Here is a 17,946-nt window from a genome sequence, read left to right as displayed (position 1 = left end):
CTCCCGGACCCATGCGCTCCGGGCTCGCAATTCCCCGAAACACCAGGCTCCACCGATGGAAAGGCAAGGAATACCTTGACGACGACAACGAAGCGGTACGGCCTGGTGGCGCTCTGCCTCCTCCTGGCCGGCCTCGTGCTCATGGCGGCCTTCGGGAACGGCAGCGGCAACGCCTACCCGTCCGCCGGGCCCACCGACCCCGGGCAGCTGGCCGGTGCGACGGCGCCGGCTCCGGCCGGGGCCTACGGCTCCTACGGCGACTACGGGGCGTCCGCCTCCGCCTCGCCCTCGTCGGCCGGCAGCGGCTCGCCCGGCGGGCAGTTGGCCGTCCGGGTGGACGAGAAGCTGGGCTCCGTCCTGACGGACGGCCAGGGCTTCACGCTCTACCGGTTCGACAAGGACTCGGCCAGGCCGCCGATGTCGAACTGCTCCGGCGGGTGTGCCACCACCTGGCCGCCCGTCATCAAGGACGCGAGCACCATGGCCGGCACCGGCATCGACTCGGCCAAGCTCGGTGAGATCGTCCGGGCCGACGGCACGCACCAGCTGACGGTCGGCGGCTGGCCGGCCTACCGCTACGCGCAGGACAGCGCGCCCGGCGACACCAAGGGCGAGGGCGTGGGCGGCACCTGGCACGCCCTGGCGCCGGACGGGTCGAAGGCCACCGGCGCGGGTGCCCAGGCGACCCCGTCGGCGACGGCCACGGCCACGACGGCGCCCACCGCCACCGCCGCCCCGACGCCGCAGCCGACCCAGCAGCCCCCGGCCGGACTGCAGCTCTCGATCTTCGCCCACCCGCAGCTCGGCCCGATCATGGTGGACGCCAACGGCCGTACCCTGTACCACTTCGGGAAGGACACCGCCTGGCCCATGCGCTCCAACTGCGAGGGTGACTGCCTGAAGACGTGGATGCCCGCGGCGCCCGTGGACCCGGCCAAGATCCAGGGTGTGGACCCGAAGCTCGTCGGCAAGATGCAGCGCCCGGACGGCACCTGGCAGCTGAGCATCAACTGCACGCCCGCGTACGTCTACTCGGGCGACAAGGGCTACGGCGACGCCCTCGGCAACGGCATGGCCGGGGGCCTCTGGACGGCCATCAACCCGCAGGGCAAGCCGGCGACGGGCAAGTGAGGATCCCGGGCGTCGCCCTCGGGCCGGCCGGGAACAGCCGGCGCGTGCGCACCGCGCTCCAATGGGCCGCGCTGATCCTCCTGCTCGCGCTCGGGTCCGTCGAACTCCTCTGGGGCAACGGCGGGTTGGCCGGAGCCGCGCAGACGGTGCCGTCGGCGCCGACGGCCGGCCCCGGCGGGAACTCCGTGGAGGCCCTGGCCCGGCGGATCGGCTGCACGGCCGAGATCACCACCGACGCGGCGGACCTGCGCCAGGGCCTGTGCACCTCCGGTGACGAGGAGATCTGGATCGCCACCTTCCCGACGCCGCGCGCCAAGGACGCCTGGATCGAGGAGGCCAAGGCGTACGGGGGTTCGTACCTCGTGGGCGACGCGTGGGTGGTCGTGCTGTCCGACACCACCGCGGACCTCCTGCACGGGCTGCTCGGCGGCACGGTCGTCGACGGCGCCGACCACACCGGGCACGCACACACGGGAGGTGGGTGACCGGCGACAACAGCGAACGACAGGGCGAGGGTTCCCACCGGTGTCGGGCCGGTGGGAACCCTCGCCCCGTTGTTCACCGGTTCGACACGTGTGCCAAGCCGCATTCGGCGCACGACAACTGGCACAGTGTCATGAATCCGTCGGGGCAGGCCCGTTCACTCATGCGAATGCCGTATGACCTTTTCTGTTATCCGTGGCCGCCGCGCTTGACGAGACCTCGCCACGGTGCCGGGGGGCGCCGCCGCGCGTCATCGGGGCGGCTCCGGCGCCACCCCGGGCGCGTCCGCCGCCCCGCACACGGATTTCCCCCATTCGGATCCGGAATCACCGGCCGCGCGGAGGTTTTCGGACAGTTGCCCGGAAACCCGTGGGACTGGTGTGCTGTGGCCCTTCCCGCCACACCGTCCCGACGGCCCCGGCACCGGACCGCCGTCGCGTCCTTCGTCCGGGCGGTTCCCCCGTGCGGGCCCCTGCTGCCGCCACACCGGCCGGGCCCGCGGAATCCCCGCCGGACGAAGGCCACAGCCGAGGAGGACCAGGTGACCCTGCTGACCAGCACCCGCGAACCGGGACTGAGCGACCTGAGCGACGCCGAACTCGCGGAGGTGCTCACCGTGCCGGCCCCGGCCGGCGGTTCGCGCATCAGGGAAGTCATGGCCGAGGTGTTCACCCGGCACCACGGCGCCGTGCTCGCCTACGCCCGCCGCTTCTGCCGCGACCAGCAGACGGCCCAGGACCTCGCCGCCGAGGCCTACGCCAGCACCTACCAGTCCGTGGCCCGCGGCCGCGGCCCGCGCCACGCCTGGCGCCCCTACCTCCAGGCCTGCGTCCGGCGCACCGCCATGGAGTGGAGCGCCCAGACCCGGGACCGCATCGTCCTGGCCGCCGACTTCCACACGTGGGCGGAGTGCCTGGCCGACGAGGCCGGGACCGACGACGCGCTGCTCGCGGCCGAGGAGACGGCCCTGATAGCCGGCGCCTACCGCGCCCTGCCCGAGCGGTGGCAGGTGCTGCTGTGGTTCTTCGTCGTGGAGGGCGAGTCGGCCGCCACCGTCGCCCAGCGGATGAGCATGACCCCGAGCGGTGTGCGCTCCCTCGCGGCCCGCGCCCGCGCGGGGCTGCGCGAGGCCTACCTGAGCGCGCACGAGGGCGAGGGGGCCGGGAAGGAGTGCCGGTACTTCACGTCGGTGCTGACCGGCGACGCCCGCCGGCCGGGCCGCCGCCGGGGCCGCGAGCTGGCCCGCCACCTGCGCGAGTGCCCCGGCTGCGGACGGGTCGCCGAACAGTTCCGCCGCGCCAACTCCAGCCTCGGGACGTCGACCCTGGTGCCGCTCCGGGCCGTGCCGGTGAGCGCGCGCTGAGCCCGGTACAGGCACGTCGCCGCCAGGAGGCCCGAGGAGGCCGGCGGCACCCCCGGGGCCCGCAAAAGGAGTGTGAGGCCACTCGCCGCGCGTGTTGTACTTGGCGCATGGGGGGTGACGACGGCCGGATGCGCTTGCGGGTGACGAGCCATCCCGTCGCCGCTCCCGGAACCCGGCTCAGCCGGATCCTGAGCGCCGGTCCGATGCTCCGCAACACGTGCGTGTACCCGCCCGACCACCAGGTCGGGTACCTGAACGCGAGCCGCGCCGATCTGCTCCGGCTCGGCGCCCTGTTCCGCGTCGCCGCGACGAGTCCGCACAGCGCGGTGCACGTCCCGGTCCCGCCGGATGCCCGATCGATGACCTTCGGGGACCGCGACACCCATCCGCTGCCGGTGCTCCTGGCTCGTGATGACACCGAACTGCGGCCCTCCGACTGGCCCGAACTACGGCGCCGGATGCGTCGCGCCCCGGTGCCCTTGAGCGTGACCGCCCCGGCGGCGCGACCGCCCGACCGCCCCGACGACGTCCGCCGCCGAGCCGATCGTCACCCCGCCCGCTTCACCGAGCACGCCGCGACGATCGTCATCACCGCCCGTGCGGAACTCCTGTTCTGGATGGGCGACTGGCTCACCGCCGTCGGCGACCGCGTGGCCCGGGACAGCCGCGTCCACCAGCACGGCGAGAGCCTTCTCGGCGACATGGTCGGCTTCTTCGACCCCGAGGGCACGAACCGGCCCATGCACGCGTTCTGCGTGGTCGCCGTCGAGCCGATCTTCCACCGGGCCCGCTGGCGGGAGCAGGCGGCCCACGGAGGTGACCACGGCGAACCCGTCGGCGGTGGGCGACAATCGTCGGGTGACTGAAGCCGGCGTCGTCCACGTCTTCCTCTCCCGCGGTCGGTTCCCGTCGTTCGAGGACATCCGCGACCACGTCGACCCGGAGTGGTCGGAGAACGGGGGCGCGACGCCGTCCGCCTTCATGGCGGAGGCCGGCATCGCCGAGCTCGAACCGATGTGCGTCGAAGCCGTTCACGCCCGGGACGAGGGCCACTGCGCGCCCGTCGTGCCCGAGGTGCTCCTGCGCGGGGCCTCGTACGCCGACCAGTGGCTGTCACAGGTGGAGTCCACCGAGCCGGCCGACGCCGCGATCTGCGTCTTCGCCCCCAACGTCGTCACCACCCCGCACGGCACCGCTCTGCACTACCTCGGCCGGTTCACGTACCGGGCCTGAACACCTCCCGGGCGCGCTGTCGCTCTGGTGCACCAGAACGCTCAGGTGCACCAGAACAGGAACGGTTTGCAGCCAGGTGTGGCCGGCGGGGTGGTCGGGTGCTGGGTGGGGGAGGGCTGGGGAGCGGGGCCGGTGTTCGGCGTGGTCGTGCTGGGGGCCGGCTTCGCGGGCGGGTCCGCCGGGGGAGGGGGCGCGGCGGCGGACGTGGGCGGGCCGGAGGGGGACGCCGCGGCGGACGTGGTGCTGCTGGACGGCTTCGGCCGGGTGCTGGAAGCCGACGGCTGCGGGCGGGCGGTGGCCGCGGCCGTGGTGGCCGATGCCGGTGCGGCCGGGGCGGCCGGGATCGGCGCGTTGTTCTGCGACGGTGACCCGGTGCCGGCGGAGGCCGGGGTCACCGCACCGTCCGAGTTGCCGCCGGCCAGCAGCACGGTGGCCAGCCCGCAGACCACCACCCCGGCCGCCGACACCGCCAGGACCCGGCCCCGCGCCCGGCCGGCCCGCCGCCGGGCCGACCGTCGTGCCGACTGGCGCGACGGCGCGGTGGACGGGACCTCGACCGGCCGGGTGGGTTCCCGGCCCGCACCCTCCCCGGTCGTGGCCTCGGCGGCCCGGCCGCAGCCGGGGCAGGAGAGCGCGCCGTTGAGGTGGCGTCGGCAGGGGGTGCAGTAACTCATGGGATCTTTTCCGTAGGCGCGGCATGACCGGGATCCCGGCGGTGACTGCCATGCCGCCCACAGGCCGGACCGGATCGGATCGGGATGCGAGCGTACGCAGACCGGACCGCTTTGCGACACCCGGCCGACGCGAGACTTCTGCGGGGGTCGGGTGTCGTTCGTGTGAGGGCGTGTTCGTCCGAGCGCATTGCGTGGGAGCGCTCCGGCGTATTGCGTGGGAGCGCCCCCGCCCCCGGTCCACGCGGCGCGCCCCACGACCATGGAGGTGTGGCCGACGATCTTGCTGATACCGGTGCCCTGCTAGGGTCCGGACCCGTGACGGACAGGGTGCAGAAGCAGTACGAGGCGATGCGCGGACACTTCCAGCGGGCAGCCGGGCAGCACGGATTCACGCTCGACCCCGCCCAGGAGCTCCCGGTCGAGCGACTCAGCCGACTGGCCGGCGAACTGGCCCACCCGGCCTGGCGGCTGCGCCGCAGTCCGCGGCACCTCTACCTCTGGGGCCCGGTCGGTCGCGGCAAGAGCTGGCTGGTGAACACCTTCCTCGACGGGCTGGCGACCCCGCGCAAGCGGCGGCTGCACTTCCACGACTTCTTCCGCCGGCTGCACGAGGGCGTGGCCCACGGCACGGAGAACCGGCCCGCGGACGGCGCGGCGGTGGACCGGGCCGTGGACGAGCTCCTCGGAGACTGCCGGATCCTCGTCTTCGACGAGTTCCACGCCCACGACGCGGGTGACGCGATGCTGGTCGCCCGTCTCCTCCGCACCCTGCTGGAGCGGCGGATCACGCTCGTCACCACCTCCAACTACCCGCCCGCCGGCCTGATGCCCGACCCGCTGTACCACCACCTCTTCGAGCCGACGATCAGGCTGATCGAGGAGCGGATGGACGTGCTGGACGTCTCCGGACCCGTCGACTTCCGACAGCGGCCCCGGGCGGACGGCGGCCACGGCTTCGCCCTCGGCGCCCGTCTCCACCCCGGTGACGAGACGTCGGCCGGTCTGACCCCGCCCCGGCCCGAGGAAGCGGGTCCGGTCGCCGCCCACCACCGTGAGCTGCCGGCCCGGGCGGTTCGCGACGACCACGTGTGGTTCGGCTTCGAGGAGCTGTGCGAGGGCCTCACCGCCGTCGCCGACTACCTCGCGCTCGCCGACCGCTTCCCCACCGTCGTCCTCGACGGCGTCATCCCGCTCACCGAGGCCTCCCCCGACGGCCGTCGGCGCTTCGCCAACCTGGTCGACGTCTGCTGCGACCGCGACGTCCGCCTGGTCCTGATCGGAGCCGACCCGCTCGTCGGCCTCTCCCCGGACTCCACCCTCATGCGCGACCTCGACCGCACCGCCAGCCGCCTCGCCCTCCTCCGCGATCCGGCTCGGGAAGCCGCCCGCTGAGCGACCTCGGGCCACGCTGGAGCCGAGGCGTGAGCGTCGCGTTCGCGCAGAAAGATCGGCTACCGCTCGTGCAGCCAGATCCGCAAGGGGCCCAGCGGCTCGAAGCCGTGGCGGACGGCTGCCGCCAGGTCGTCGCCGTGCTCGTAGCCGACCACCGGCAGGGTGGGGAACAACCGGGTCACGGCGTCCAGCACGACCGGCCAGGCCGCGTCGGGGCCGCCGTTCGGTGCGAAGACGTTGGAGACTCCGACCACCTCGTCGCTGCGGCTCGCCACCGCCCCGGCGACCACCCGGCCGTCGGTCGAACGGGCGGCGAGCACCGAGGTGGCGGGGTCGTCCAGCAGCTCGGGCCGGAAGAGGTCCGCGTCGCCGCCCCCGTCGTCCCACGCGAGTGCCCAGGCGCGCAACGCGTCCGGGTCGGCCACCACGTCCCAGGCGAGATCCGGGGCCACGGCGGGGGCGCCGGCCGGGCGGTGGATCCACTGCGCCTCGAACAGGACCCGGAAGCCGGCCGCCGTCAGATCGAGGTCGGCGAAGCTGTCCTTGACGGAGGCGCCGGGTGCGGCGGTGTCGATCCGCGACACCAGCGCGGCCTCGTCGGCGCCCGGCGCCAGCGTCACCGCGTCCGGGTAGTAGACCGGTGTGCGGGACGGCGCGGACCAGGCGTGCGGGCCGAACTCGCCCGCCACGCCGTGGGATCGGCCCATCGCCGCGCACCACTCGGCGTTGTTGCGGGCGGCGGCCCGGACCAGGAAGCGTTCGGGAGTCGTCACGACTGCGGATCATGACGACTCCCCGCCCGGTCCGTCCAACGGTTTTCCGGCACTCCGACCCGGGGCCAGGGCGGGGCAGGCCGCGAGTCCTCTGCCCGGTCGCTTCGAGACGGCGGCGCGCGACAGGGCTACTCGGCGATTCCCCGGGTGAGCAACACGACGGTGACGAAAGCGCGGTAGAGGCGGACGGGGTCGTCATCGGTGATGTGCACGGTGAGGTCGTCGGCGCGGATCACGCCGGTGATCCAGGTCGCCATCTCGGCGAGGTCGGCGTTGCGGAAGCGGACGGCGAGGGTGGCGGGCAGGGCGATCGCGGGTGGTGCGGCGTCCCCGAGGTTCCGTACGGCGGTGTTGGCGCCGTCCCGGATCAACTCCCTCGCCTGCTCCGGGTGCAGGCTGTCGGCCGCGAACCGGGAGACCGAGGTCTTGACGACGACCGCCTCGGCGGCGGGGCAGAACGGTTCGAACTGCCCGGCGGTGACGTCGTCGCCGGTGATCAGCACGACCGGCACCCGGTGCCCGAGCGCGACCAGCGCGTTGATGCCCGCCTCCCCGGCCGCGATGCCGTTCAGCCGCACTTCGGCGATCGCGCGCGGGTTGTACGTGTGGGACAGCGTGGACGCCGCGCCGGACATCGAGCCGTGGTAGGAGACGAAGAAGACCGCGTCGAACGACGGGTCGAGACCCTGCATCATGTAGAGGGGCTTGTGCCGGCCCGACAGGTAGCGGGCGCGGCGCGCGAGGCGGTCCGGCCGGAGGTTGGACATCGCGGAGTGCGAGTCGTTGACCAGGAACTCGGTGGCCCCCGCGGCGGCGGCGCCCTCGATCGCCGCGTTGACCTCCTGTTCGAGCAACTCCCGGTAGTAGCCGTACTGGGAGCCCGTCGGCCGGCACTGCTCCCAGTCGACGATCCCCGCAGTGCCTTCCATGTCGGACGAGATGAAGATCTTCACGGGTGTTCTCCTCAAGGGCCGTGGCCACGCGGACGAGTCGGACCGCCGGACATCATCGCGTCCGGCGGGCGAACCCGAAAGGCGGCCCGGCGCCGCTGCGCGGTGTCCGGCTACCCGTCCGAAGGCGGGACGTCCCGGTACGGGGCGCGGGGCTGGGGGACGCCGTGCTGGTCGGAGACGTCGATCCGCGGGGCGGCGGTGGCCGATGTACCGGGGGTGGGGTGCCAGACGCCGGTGAGGTCCACCCAGCTGTCGGTGGCCGGGGGCGGGCCGTCGGCGTGCACCAGGACGCGCAGGCGGCGGGCGTCCGCCGCGCAGCAGCTGACGACCAGCCGGTTGAGGTACCACTCGCCCGGCTGCGCGCCGGGGGCGACGAAGCCGGTGAGCCGGACCTTGCGGTGCTCCAGGCTCCGCTGCGGGTCGTGGCTGCGGCCGATGAACTCGGTGAGCGACATCGGGGTGACCACGTCCGTCCACGTGTCACCGGTGGCTCCGGGCGTGCCGGCGGGCACGGGTGCGGCCAGCTGGGCGTAGCCGGCCTGGTCGACGACGGCGTCCGTGCCGTCGCGGGAGGCGCTGAACGAGCCCAGTGGGGGAGGGGCGAGGCAGAGCAGCAGGAGGGCGGGGACGGTCAGCAGCCACGCCACCCGCGGGCCGTGGTCGTGTCCGTGTCCGTGCCCGTGCCCGGAGTCGTGCCCTTCGTGCGTGGCGGGCCGGTGCCAGACGGCGTTGCCCTCGGCGTCCCGGCCGAAGCGCAGGACGGGTTCCCGGTGCCGCTCGGCCAGCCGGCGTGCGACGCCCGCGATGCCCAGTCCGACCAGGACGAGTCCCGAGCCGATGAGCGGAAGGCGCAGGCCCTCCTTGACGTACTGGAGGAACACGTCCCCGGCGAGGGTGATCCGCAGCAGTGCCGCGCCCACGAGCACGACGAGCAGGGACGGGGCGAGGCCCCGGAGCGTGGCCTTCACAGCGCGAGCCCTCCGATCACGATGCTGGTGCCGACGGCCACGACGAAGGTCGCGGAGGAGAAGCGGGCGGCGAACGCGCGGCCGAAGGCGCCGGACTGGAGCGCGACGAGTTTGAGGTCGACCATCGGGCCGACGACCATGAAGGCGAGCCTGGCGACCGGTGAGAAGCCGGTCAGCGAGGCGGCGACGAAGGCGTCCGCTTCGGAGCAGACCGCCAGCACCACGGCGAGGAACGCCAGGACCGGGACGCCCAGCCAGGGTTCGTCGGTGAAGACGCGCAGCACCGACGGCGGGACGAGGACGTTGAAGGTGGCGGCGGCCGCGGCGCCGACCACCAGGAAGCCGCCGGCCTGGAGGAAGTCGTGCTGGAAGCCGCGCCGGAACTCCTCCAGCGGGTTGCGCGAGCCGTCGCCGTGACCGGCCGGGCCCTTCGGGAGCCGTAGCCATTCCGGCCGGCCGAACGCCACCCAGAGCCAGCCCATCACGACCGCCGTCAGGAGCGAGGCGGCCAGGCGCGCCAGCACCATCTCCGGCATTCCGGGGAAGGCGATCGCGGTGGCGACGAGCACCACCGGGTTGATGGCCGGCGCGGAGAGCAGGAACGCCAGGGCCGCCGCCGGGGCGACTCCCCGTCTCATCAGGCTTCCGGCCACCGGGACGGACGCGCACTCGCACCCCGGCAGGACGGCGCCGGCGACCCCGGCCACCGGTACGGCCAGGGCGGGGTTGCGCGGCAGCACCCGGGTGAAGACCCGCTCGGGGACGAACGCCCCGAGCGCCGCGGAGACCACGGTGCCGAGCACCAGGAACGGCACGCCCTGCACCACGATGGCGACCATGACGGTCCGCCAGGTCCGTACGACGCCCGCGTCCCACGCCGGCACCAGGACGACGGTGGCCACCGCTGGCGCCAGTACCCCGAACGGCAGCGCGGGCCTCCGGCGGGGCGGGGTGACCGCCGCTTCCGCCGGGAGGTGCCGGGCGCTGCCGAGACTCGTCTCCACCAAGGTGACCGCCCCTCAGCCCGCTCGCCGCCGATGGACGGCGAGAACTGTCTGCTCACCGTCAAGTGGGGAGCGGGAATAGAGTAGCGTTGATAATCATCTTCATCTAGAGGTCCCGGTGGGCCGGTCGCGCGGAGGGCCCGGGAGCGGAGGGCCTGGGAGTGGCGGGTCGTCCGCGCGGCCGGTGGCGGCCGCGGACGGTCAGCCGGCCGCGAGGCAGGTGGCGCAGGTGCCGGTGAGTTCGACGGTGTGCCGCACGTCCGCGAAGCCCGATGTCCTGGCGACGTGGTCGGCCCACGCCTCGACGGCGGCGGACTCGACGGACCGGCTCAGGCCGCACGCGCGGCAGACGAGGTAGTGCCGGTGGGCGGTGCCCGGCCGGTGGCGGAACAGCCGTTCGCCGTTGGTGTCGCGGATGACGTCGGCGCGGCCGACGGCGGCGAGCGCGGTCAGGGTGCGGTAGACGGTGCTCAGGCCCACCCGGGAGCCGGCGGCGAGCAGTCCGGCGTGCAGGAGCTGGGCGCTGACGAAGTCCTCGCACATGGCGAGGGCGCGCAGCACCTCGGCGCGCTGCGGGGTGAGGCGGCCGAACCCGCCGTCGTCCCGGGTCTGTTCGCGCGTGGTCCGGCGGCGGGCGGCGGCTCGGCGGAAGGCCTCCGTCAGCGCGGTGTTCTCCGTCTCGGCTATCGGCGTCGAGGTCATCGGCTCACCCTCCGTGCTCACGGCCGGTTCGGGCCGTTGCCGGACCGGCGGTCCGGGCCGGGCGGACCAGGAAGGTGGCGGCGTACACGGCGGTGGCGACGGCCATGATCGCGAAGCTCGGCGGCAGTTTCGGCGCCGCCGCGCTGAGCAGCAGGCCGCCCCACATGTCGGCGACGGCGAGCGCGGCCGACAGCGCGAGGGCGCGGAACGGGCGGTCGGTGAGCCGGATCGCCGCGCCTGCCGGTGCGGCGAGCAGCCCGAGCAGGAGGAGCGATCCGACGGCCTGGGTGGCCTCGCCGGCGCACGCGCCGGCCAGTGCGAGGAACGCGAATCCCAGCAGCCGGACGGGCACGCCGCGGGCGGCGGCCACGGCCTCGTCCAGTGTGGCGAACAGCAGTGGCCGGGCGATCAGCAGCACGGTCAGGCACACCGCGCCCGCGATGGCGACCGCGACGGCGGTCTGGTTCCCGTGCAGGCCGAAGATCGAGCCGAACAGGACGCTGGTGCCGGCGCCGCCCCGGGCGCCGCTGCGCGAGGTCGTGTGGACGGTGAGGAAGAAGGCGCCCAGGCCGAGGATCCAGGCGAAGACGCTGCCGATTACCACGTCGTCCGCGCGCCCGTGCCGGCCCAGGCCGCCGATCAGCAGGCCGACGCCGATGGTCGCGGCGAACAGCCCGAGGCGCAGGTCGTAGCCGCCGGCCAGGGCGGCCATCGCGCCGGTGAACGCGACGTGGCTGAGCGCGTCACCGGTGAAGATCTGGGCGCGCAGCACCAGGAAGTAGCCCACCAGGCCGCAGGCGAGCGCGATGAACGTCCCGGCGAGCAGGGCGTGCTGGAAGAACGCCTGGGTGACGACGGACGTCATGCGGCACCTCCGGTCGCGAGTGGTGTCCGCGCGCGGCGGCCGACGGCCTCGCGGGTGTGGCGGACCAGGTGGGCGAGGACGAAGGCGGCGAACGCGAAGCCCGTCACGAAGAAGCCCAGCGGGTACGGCTGGTAGTAGGCCGCGATCAGTCCGGCCCAGCAGGCGGTCAGGCCCAGGAGCACCGACAGCACCAGGCCGAGCCCCGGCCGGGCGGTGAGCTGCTGGGCGGTCGCGGCGGGGATCACCATCAGTGCGAACACCAGCAGCGTGCCGGTGATCTGGCTCGCCTCGGCCGTGGCCGCGCCCAGCAGGACCAGGAACAGCGTGCCCAGCAGCCGCACCGGCACGCCCCGGCCGGCCGCCACCTCCGGATCCACCGAGGCGAACAGCAGCGGGCGTCCGATCACCGCGAGCACGGCGAGCACCACCGCGCCGATCATCGCGAGGGTCACCACCTGCCCGGTGGTGATGCCCAGGAAGTCGCCGAACAGCAGCGCCATCGGCCCTTCCAGCAGGCCCTTGTACAGGCTGATGAAGAGGAAGCCGCAGGCCAGCGCGAACGCCTGGACCGTCCCGGTGACGGCGGACTCCTCCGCCCCGCCCTCCCGGCCCCCGCGCTGCAGCGCCGCGATCACCAGGGCCGCGGCGGTGCAGAACCCGAGGTAGCCGAGCGAGGTGGAGAAGCCGGCCAGGACGGCCAGCGAGGCGCCGGGGAACGCCGCGACGGACAGCGTGTGCGCGGCGAAGGTCTGCCGGCGCAGGACCACGAACCAGCCCACCACGGCGCACACGACGGCCACGATCAGTCCGGCCCGGAAGGCGTTCACCATGGACAGGTAGGACCACATGTCCTGGAAGTCGGCGACCAGGTTCCAGGAGAAGCGTGGTGACCACGCATCAGTCGCGAGCGGCATCGGCGTCCCCCCTCCCGTGCCGGTCGGTGTGGAGCGCCGGCGCCTCCGGCTGCCCGACCACGACCAGGCGGCCGTCGCTCGTGCGCAGCACCTCGACGGGCGTGCCGTACAGCCGGGTGAGCGTCTCGGAGGTGATCACCTCGGCGGGCCTGCCCGCGACGGCGCCGCCCTCGGCGATGTACACCACCCGGTCCAGGTGGTGGAGGATCGGGTTGACGTCATGGGCGACCATCACCACCGACACCCCCTCCTCGTGACAGATCCGGCCCAACAGCCCGGCGATCGCACCTTGGTTGGGCAGGTCCAGGCTGTCCAGCGGCTCGTCCAGCAGCAGCACGCGCGGGCGCCGCACCAGCGCCTGGGCGATCAGCAGCCGCTGCTGCTCGCCGCCCGAGCACTGCCCGATCGGCCGGTGCGCGTACCTGCCCGCGCCGACCAGTTCGACGGCCTGCTCGACCCTTTCCCGGGCGGCCCGGCGCTTGGCCCGGCCCAGGCCCGGGACGGGGATCCCCCACTGATCCCCGTCCAGGCCCAGCCGCACCACGTCCACCCCGCGGATGCGCACGCCCGCGTCGAAGGTGCGGCGCTGCGGCAGGTACCCGACGGCCGCGTTGCGCTCGCCGGGCGCGCCGCCGAGGACGCGCACCTCGCCGGCCGCCGCCGGGAGGACTCCCAGCAGGACCTTGACGAGGGTGGACTTGCCGACCCCGTTGGGGCCGAGGACGGCGGTGAACTCCCCGGCCCCGACGGTCAGGTCGACCCCCGACCAGAGGGTCCGCCCGCCCACGCGCACGGCCGCGTCGCGCAGCGACAGCACCGGCTCCCCGGCGGGAGCGGTGTGCCCGATGCCCGTACGGACCTTCTCGATCGGATGGATGCTCATGTGCCCGTCTCCCTCCGCTTGTTCACTTGCCCGGCTCGTTCCGCCCGCTCACTTGCCCGTGGCCGCCTTCAGCGCCTCGGCGATGCCCTGCAACTGCTGGGTCTGCCAGTCCTGGAAGGTGGCGTCGGCCGGGGCGAGGGTCTCGGTGACCTGGGCGACCGGGATGCCCTGCGCCTTGGCGGCGTTGACCTGCGCCACGACGTCAGGGTTGGAGTTCTGGGAGTTGTAGACGTAGATCTTGATCTGCTTGCCGGAGATCTGGCGGTCGATGGCGGCCTTGTCGGCGGCGGTCGGGTCGGTGCCCTCGCTCTCGGCGTCGAGGAACGTCTCCGGGGTGAGCATCTTCAGGCCGACGCTCTCGGCGAGCGGGGTGACGATCGACTCGGAGGCGCCGATCGGGGTGTCCGCGTACTTCGCCTTGATGTCGGCTTCCAGCTGGTTGTACGTGGCCAGCGTCCGGGTGGTGAAGGTCTGCTTCTGCTGGTCGAAGTAGGGCGCGTCGGCCGGGTCCGCCTTCTCGTAGTCGGCGGTGATCCGGTCGATCACCTTGTACACGCTGTCGTGCGAGTACCACTGATGGGGGTTGTCGCCCTCCTTCTTCCCCACCAGGTCGCCGATTTTCAGCGTCATCCGGTTCGGCCCCGGGTTCGCGGAGAGCAGCTTGTCGGACCACGCGTCGTAGCCGATCCCGTTGGCGATCACGTAGTCCGCGCCCGCGACGGTGCGGCCGTCGGCGGCGGTGGGCTCGTAGGAGTGCGGGTCGGTGTCCGGGTTGGTGATGATGCTCGTCACCTTGACGTGGTCCCCGCCGAGTTGGGCGGCGATCGAGCCCCAGAAGTTCTCCGCGGCGGCGACCTGGATCACCTTCGAGCCGCCGCCGGCGCTGCTCGACCCCGCGGCCGCCGCGGCCGCGGTCCTCGCCGATGAACTGGTGGAGCACGCGCTGGTGGCGGCGAGGGCGACGACGGCGGTGGCGCCGAGGACGACTCTGAAGGGGCGGGGACGGGCCTTGCTGGACGGGGCGGCACGCATGGGGACTTGCTCCTTCGAACCCGCTGGCCCTGCCGGTGGGCGGGGTCCAGCTCCGGTGGACACCTCCACGTTAGATGGAAACGATTTTCACAACCAGGGGCTTGTAGTTTGAGATGGAAATCATTGCCAAGTCTTGGCGTTGGGGCGGTGCGGGTCGGCCGGCCACCGGCTGCTCGGACCGCGCTGCGGATGGGGGAGCATGGTGTCCGAACCACCGCCATGAGAACCGCTGCCCTGGTCCGTGCCGCTCCGCGCAAGCCGGATGCACGTTCCCTCCTAGAACGGAAGACCGTCCCGTGACCGATGCCGCCGTCCTCACCGAGCAGATCCGGGCCCGCCTCGCCGGGTACGAGCGGCGGTTCGGCACACGGTTCGAGCAGTACTTCCGGGACCTGGCCGCCGACTTCGACGCCCCGAAGTCCAGCCGGTTCACCCCGGAGTGCCTCGGCCTCCTGCGGGACCTGTCACTGCGCGGCGGCAAGCGGATGCGGGTGGCCCTCCTCTTCGAAGCCGCCCGCCTGGTGACCGCCGACCCCGTGGAGGGGCTCGACGACGCCGCGCTGAGCATCGAACTGCTCCAGACCCACGGGTTGATCCACGACGACATCATCGACGACAGCCCCACCCGCCGGGGCGGTCCCTCCACCTACTACGCCTACCGCGCCCGGTTCCCCGACCGGCCGCAGGCCGCGCTCGGGCTCGCCCTCCTCGCCGGCGACCTCGCCCTCGCCCTGTCCCTCCGGGTCCTCCTCGACTCCCGGGCCCCGCTCCCGGTGCGGCAGGCCATGGTGGAGCTGCAGACGCGAGCGGCGTCGGCCACGTTCGCCGGCCAGATCGCCGACCTGGAACGGGACTTCACCGCGGACCCGGCCGAGGACCTGCTGCACGACGTGGCCGAGTACAAGACCGCCCGCTACTCCGTCCTCGCGCCGCTCCAGCTGGGACTGCTCGCCGCCGGCGCCGAACCGGGCCGCCACGACGAGGAACTGCGGCGCTACGCCCGGCTGGTGGGGATCTGCGGGCAGATGCGCGACGACTACCTGGACCTCTTCGGCGACGCGGCCGCCATGGGCAAGCCCACCGGCGCGGACATCCGGGAAGGGCGCCGCAACTACACCGTCCGCGCCCTCCTGGCGGTGGCGACCGGCTCCGAACGGGCCCTGGTGGAGTCCGCAGTCGGCGACGGAGCCTGCACCGAGGAGGCCATTGCCGCCATCCGGGACATCGCCGAGCGCCACGGCGTCCCCGAGAAGATGACGGCGGACATGCGGCGCCGCGCACGCGAGGCCGCCACCGAGGCCGCCGGGTGGCGTCCGCGGTGGCGGGAGGAGGCCGTCGCGTTCTTCGAGTACCTGCCGAGGTGGAGCGTCAAGCGCACCGAGTGAGCCGCGGCCGGCGCCTGGATCAGGCCGCCGTGGGCGGGAGTTGGCCGGCCGGCTCGGCGTGGAGGCGGTAGTGGCCGTTCTCGCGGCGGACGGTGCCGGCCGTGGGGTGCGGGAAGTGCGTGCCCAGGAGCAGGGCGTCGGTGTCGGCGAGGGCTTCGAGCATCCCGGCGCGGGTGCGGATCGCCTGGGCGGAGTCGATGTCGACGCAGCTGTGCACGTGGGGGTGCGAGAGCTGGACGGGGTGGTGGATGCTGTCGCCGGTGATCAGGGCGCGGCGGTCGGCTCCGCGCAGCTCCACGGCGACCTGGCCCGGGGTGTGGCCGGGGGCCGGGACCAGGCGGACACCGGGGGCCACTTCGCGGCCCTGCTCGGGGACGTCGACGGGGTGGTACAGCCCGGCGTCGTGGACGGGGTGGACGGAGTCGCGGAACATCTGGGCGCGGGCCTCGTCCAGCTCGGTGGCGGCCCAGTGGTCCCATTCGGTGCGGCTCGTGAGGTAGCGGGCGTTGGGGAAGGTGGGGACCCAGTCCTCGCCGTCGAGGCGGGTGTTCCAGCCGACGTGGTCGGTGTGCAGGTGGGTGGTGATCACGAGGTCGACGCTCTCGGGCGGGAAGCCGGCGGCCGTCAGGCGGTCCAGGAAGTCGGTGTCGAGGCCGTTCCAGGCCGGGTTGGCGCGGGTCTTGCCGTTGCCGATGCCGGTGTCCACGACGATCCGCAGTCCGCCGGCCTCCAGCGCGAAGCCGTGGCTCGCCAGGCGGGGGACGTCGGCGTCGGCGAAGTCGGGGCGCAGCCACGGTGCTTCGTCCAGCACCTCCTTGGTGGCGGCGGGCAGCAGCCAGGGGCCGGTCTGGCGGGGCAGTTCGATCTCGTCGACGCGGCGGACGGTGATGTCGCCGAGGTTCCAGCCGGTGTTCATCGGGGGGTCCTTCCGGAGGGGTGCGGGGCCGGGCGGTGCTGCCGCGCGGCGTGGGTGAGGCCGGTGGCGGCCAGCAGGACGACGGTCGCGGCGTAGACGGCGACGGCGGTCTGAAGGCCGTAGAGGTTGGTGAGCAGTCCGGCGAGGACGGCGGGGATGCTCATGGCGAGGTAGCTGAGGACGTAGTAGGCGGCGAGGGTGCCGGCGCGTTCGTCGGGGGCGGCCGGGGGGAGCAGCAGGCGCAGGGCTCCCTGGGTGACGGCGCCGAAGCCCGCGCCGGCGAGGGCGGTGCCCGCGAACAGGGCGGTCAGGCTGTGCAGTTGGGGGCTGCTCAGGGTGAGCAGGGCGCCCGGGATCAGGAGCGCGGTGCCGGCCAGGTTGACGGTGCGGGCGGGCAGCGCCCGGGCGGCGTGGGCGGCGAGGCCCGCTGCGGCCGTCATGGTGAAGAAGACCAGGCCGCCGGTGGCGCGGGTGGCGTGCGGGGCGATGAGCCGGGCGAGCGAGGGGCCGAGGGAGGAGTAGAAGCCGCCCAGGGCCCACGCGGCGACGATGCCGGGCGCGGCGAGGGCGAAGGCCGGGCGGGAGGCGGGGGAGACGGTGACCGCGGGGCGCAGGGAGCGCCAGGCACCGGGGTGGGGGCGGGCGGTTTCGGGGGTGAGCAGGACGGCGGCGGCCTGGGCGGTGAACAGGGCGAGCAGCAGCAGGTAGGCCGTCCGGGTCGGGGCGGGGGCGTACTGCACGAGGGCGGTCGCGGCCAGGACGCCGGCCGCCATGCCGGCCACGGGGGTGATGCCGTTGGCGGCCGTGGCCCGGCCGGGGCGGTCGGGGTCCTCGAAGTCGAGCAGGGCGGCTCCGGCGGCGCTGGTGGCCACGCCGGTGGCCAGGCCCTGCAGGATCCGGGCGGCGATGAGCGCCGGGACGCCCTGGGCGGTGGCGAAGAGGGCCATGGTGACGGCTTCGGCGACCAGCGCCCCGGCGAGGACCGGACGGCGGCCGAGGTGGTCCGAGAGCGTTCCCGCGGTCAGGAGCGCCACCAGCAGGGCGAGTGCGTAGGTGCTGAAGACGACGGTGAGCGTCATGGCCGAGAAGTGCCAGGCGGCCTGGTAGAGCGCGTAGACGGGGGTCGGCGCGCTGGAGGCGGCCAGCAGGCCGACCAGGACCGAGGCGTGGAGCGGGAAGGAGACGCGGCGGCTCAGCACGGGAAGGCGAGGGGGACGGGACGGTAGGGCGGTGATGCTGGACATGGAAGCACCTCTGAGCCTTAAGGCGAATGCT

General features: G+C 73.8%; 19 protein-coding genes. 8 read left to right on the top strand and 11 right to left on the bottom strand.

The window, feature by feature from the left end; all coding sequences use genetic code 11:
* The first annotated feature begins 75 nt into the window (after positions 1–75).
* The 7 genes from ACFXDE_RS10960 (at position 76) to zapE (ending at position 6,276) form a co-directional block, all read left to right on the top strand.
* Positions 76–1,131, top strand: coding sequence for an SCO0930 family lipoprotein (locus ACFXDE_RS10960; protein ID WP_380492986.1), 1,056 nt, complete (start codon positions 76–78; stop codon positions 1,129–1,131).
* Between the two features lie 44 nt (positions 1,132–1,175).
* A complete protein-coding gene (locus ACFXDE_RS10955) occupies positions 1,176–1,616 on the top strand; it encodes a hypothetical protein (RefSeq protein WP_380492984.1) in 441 nt (146 codons plus the stop codon).
* 539 nt (positions 1,617–2,155) lie between these two features.
* Entirely contained in the window at positions 2,156–2,977 is an 822-nt protein-coding gene (locus ACFXDE_RS10950; protein ID WP_380492982.1) for an RNA polymerase sigma factor, read from the top strand.
* Between the two features lie 203 nt (positions 2,978–3,180).
* Entirely contained in the window at positions 3,181–3,843 is a 663-nt protein-coding gene (locus tag ACFXDE_RS10945) for a hypothetical protein (RefSeq protein ID WP_380492980.1), read from the top strand.
* On the top strand, positions 3,836–4,210 hold the full coding sequence (locus ACFXDE_RS10940) for a hypothetical protein (RefSeq protein WP_380492978.1): 375 nt from the start codon (positions 3,836–3,838) through the stop codon (positions 4,208–4,210). Before ACFXDE_RS10945 ends, ACFXDE_RS10940 begins: the two co-directional genes overlap by 8 nt.
* Before the next feature lie 132 nt (positions 4,211–4,342).
* Positions 4,343–4,879, top strand: a complete 537-nt coding sequence (locus ACFXDE_RS10935) for a hypothetical protein (protein ID WP_380492976.1) — start codon at positions 4,343–4,345, stop codon at positions 4,877–4,879.
* 320 nt (positions 4,880–5,199) lie between these two features.
* Positions 5,200–6,276, top strand: a complete 1,077-nt coding sequence (gene zapE / locus ACFXDE_RS10930; RefSeq protein WP_380492974.1) for a cell division protein ZapE — start codon at positions 5,200–5,202, stop codon at positions 6,274–6,276.
* A gap of 59 nt (positions 6,277–6,335) precedes the next feature.
* On the opposite strand, the gene ACFXDE_RS10925 is transcribed toward zapE, so the two are convergent.
* The 9 genes from ACFXDE_RS10925 to ACFXDE_RS10885 all read right to left on the bottom strand — a co-directional run bounded on the left by ACFXDE_RS10925 (position 6,336) and on the right by ACFXDE_RS10885 (position 14,370).
* Entirely contained in the window at positions 6,336–7,049 is a 714-nt protein-coding gene (locus tag ACFXDE_RS10925; protein WP_380492972.1) for a hypothetical protein, read from the bottom strand.
* Between the two features lie 128 nt (positions 7,050–7,177).
* Positions 7,178–8,002 carry a M55 family metallopeptidase gene (locus ACFXDE_RS10920; protein WP_380492970.1) on the bottom strand — a complete coding sequence of 275 codons (825 nt, stop codon included), beginning with the start codon at positions 8,000–8,002 and terminating at the stop codon, positions 7,178–7,180.
* A 110-nt stretch (positions 8,003–8,112) separates the two neighbouring features.
* On the bottom strand, positions 8,113–8,970 hold the full coding sequence (locus ACFXDE_RS10915) for a TIGR03943 family putative permease subunit (protein ID WP_380492968.1): 858 nt from the start codon (positions 8,968–8,970) through the stop codon (positions 8,113–8,115).
* Positions 8,967–9,977, bottom strand: coding sequence for a permease (locus ACFXDE_RS10910; protein ID WP_380492966.1), 1,011 nt, complete (start codon positions 9,975–9,977; stop codon positions 8,967–8,969). The genes ACFXDE_RS10915 and ACFXDE_RS10910 overlap by 4 nt, the downstream gene beginning before the upstream one ends.
* Before the next feature lie 198 nt (positions 9,978–10,175).
* Positions 10,176–10,676, bottom strand: a complete 501-nt coding sequence (locus ACFXDE_RS10905) for a Fur family transcriptional regulator (protein ID WP_380492964.1) — start codon at positions 10,674–10,676, stop codon at positions 10,176–10,178.
* A 4-nt stretch (positions 10,677–10,680) separates the two neighbouring features.
* Positions 10,681–11,541: a metal ABC transporter permease gene (locus ACFXDE_RS10900; protein ID WP_380492962.1), complete on the bottom strand. Its 861-nt coding sequence runs from the start codon at positions 11,539–11,541 to the stop codon at positions 10,681–10,683.
* Complete coding sequence (locus ACFXDE_RS10895; protein WP_380492960.1) at positions 11,538–12,455, bottom strand: metal ABC transporter permease; 918 nt, start codon at positions 12,453–12,455, stop codon at positions 11,538–11,540. The genes ACFXDE_RS10900 and ACFXDE_RS10895 overlap by 4 nt, the downstream gene beginning before the upstream one ends.
* The gene (locus tag ACFXDE_RS10890) at positions 12,439–13,338 is read right to left on the bottom strand and encodes a metal ABC transporter ATP-binding protein (protein WP_380492958.1); all 900 of its coding nucleotides are present in this window, start codon (positions 13,336–13,338) and stop codon (positions 12,439–12,441) included. The genes ACFXDE_RS10895 and ACFXDE_RS10890 overlap by 17 nt, the downstream gene beginning before the upstream one ends.
* Positions 13,339–13,386: 48 nt before the next feature.
* Positions 13,387–14,370 carry a metal ABC transporter solute-binding protein, Zn/Mn family gene (locus ACFXDE_RS10885; protein WP_380492956.1) on the bottom strand — a complete coding sequence of 328 codons (984 nt, stop codon included), beginning with the start codon at positions 14,368–14,370 and terminating at the stop codon, positions 13,387–13,389.
* A gap of 296 nt (positions 14,371–14,666) precedes the next feature.
* Here ACFXDE_RS10885 and ACFXDE_RS10880 point away from each other — a divergent pair, with 296 nt between their 5' ends.
* Positions 14,667–15,755 carry a polyprenyl synthetase family protein gene (locus ACFXDE_RS10880; RefSeq protein WP_380492954.1) on the top strand — a complete coding sequence of 363 codons (1,089 nt, stop codon included), beginning with the start codon at positions 14,667–14,669 and terminating at the stop codon, positions 15,753–15,755.
* A gap of 19 nt (positions 15,756–15,774) precedes the next feature.
* Here the strand turns inward: ACFXDE_RS10880 and ACFXDE_RS10875 are convergent, their stop codons facing one another.
* The gene (locus ACFXDE_RS10875; protein WP_380492952.1) at positions 15,775–16,671 is read right to left on the bottom strand and encodes an MBL fold metallo-hydrolase; all 897 of its coding nucleotides are present in this window, start codon (positions 16,669–16,671) and stop codon (positions 15,775–15,777) included.
* Positions 16,668–17,915 carry an MFS transporter gene (locus tag ACFXDE_RS10870; RefSeq protein ID WP_380492950.1) on the bottom strand — a complete coding sequence of 416 codons (1,248 nt, stop codon included), beginning with the start codon at positions 17,913–17,915 and terminating at the stop codon, positions 16,668–16,670. The genes ACFXDE_RS10875 and ACFXDE_RS10870 overlap by 4 nt, the downstream gene beginning before the upstream one ends.
* Between the last annotated feature and the right edge of the window lie 31 nt (positions 17,916–17,946).

This window comes from Kitasatospora sp. NPDC059408, assembly GCF_042751525.1.
GTDB lineage: Bacteria > Actinomycetota > Actinomycetes > Streptomycetales > Streptomycetaceae > Kitasatospora.
Note: the sequence above shows the minus strand (reverse complement) of the source record. Positions and strands in the feature narration are given on the sequence as shown.

Coding starts and splice junctions, on each gene's coding strand:
- ACFXDE_RS10945 (WP_380492980.1), top strand. CDS start 3,181: ATGCTCCGCAACACGTGCGTGTACCCGCCCGACCACCAGGTCGGGTAC.
- ACFXDE_RS10905 (WP_380492964.1), bottom strand. CDS start 10,676: ATGACCTCGACGCCGATAGCCGAGACGGAGAACACCGCGCTGACGGAG.
- ACFXDE_RS10900 (WP_380492962.1), bottom strand. CDS start 11,541: ATGACGTCCGTCGTCACCCAGGCGTTCTTCCAGCACGCCCTGCTCGCC.
- ACFXDE_RS10895 (WP_380492960.1), bottom strand. CDS start 12,455: ATGCCGCTCGCGACTGATGCGTGGTCACCACGCTTCTCCTGGAACCTG.
- ACFXDE_RS10890 (WP_380492958.1), bottom strand. CDS start 13,338: ATGAGCATCCATCCGATCGAGAAGGTCCGTACGGGCATCGGGCACACC.
- ACFXDE_RS10885 (WP_380492956.1), bottom strand. CDS start 14,370: ATGCGTGCCGCCCCGTCCAGCAAGGCCCGTCCCCGCCCCTTCAGAGTC.
- ACFXDE_RS10875 (WP_380492952.1), bottom strand. CDS start 16,671: ATGAACACCGGCTGGAACCTCGGCGACATCACCGTCCGCCGCGTCGAC.
- ACFXDE_RS10870 (WP_380492950.1), bottom strand. CDS start 17,915: ATGTCCAGCATCACCGCCCTACCGTCCCGTCCCCCTCGCCTTCCCGTG.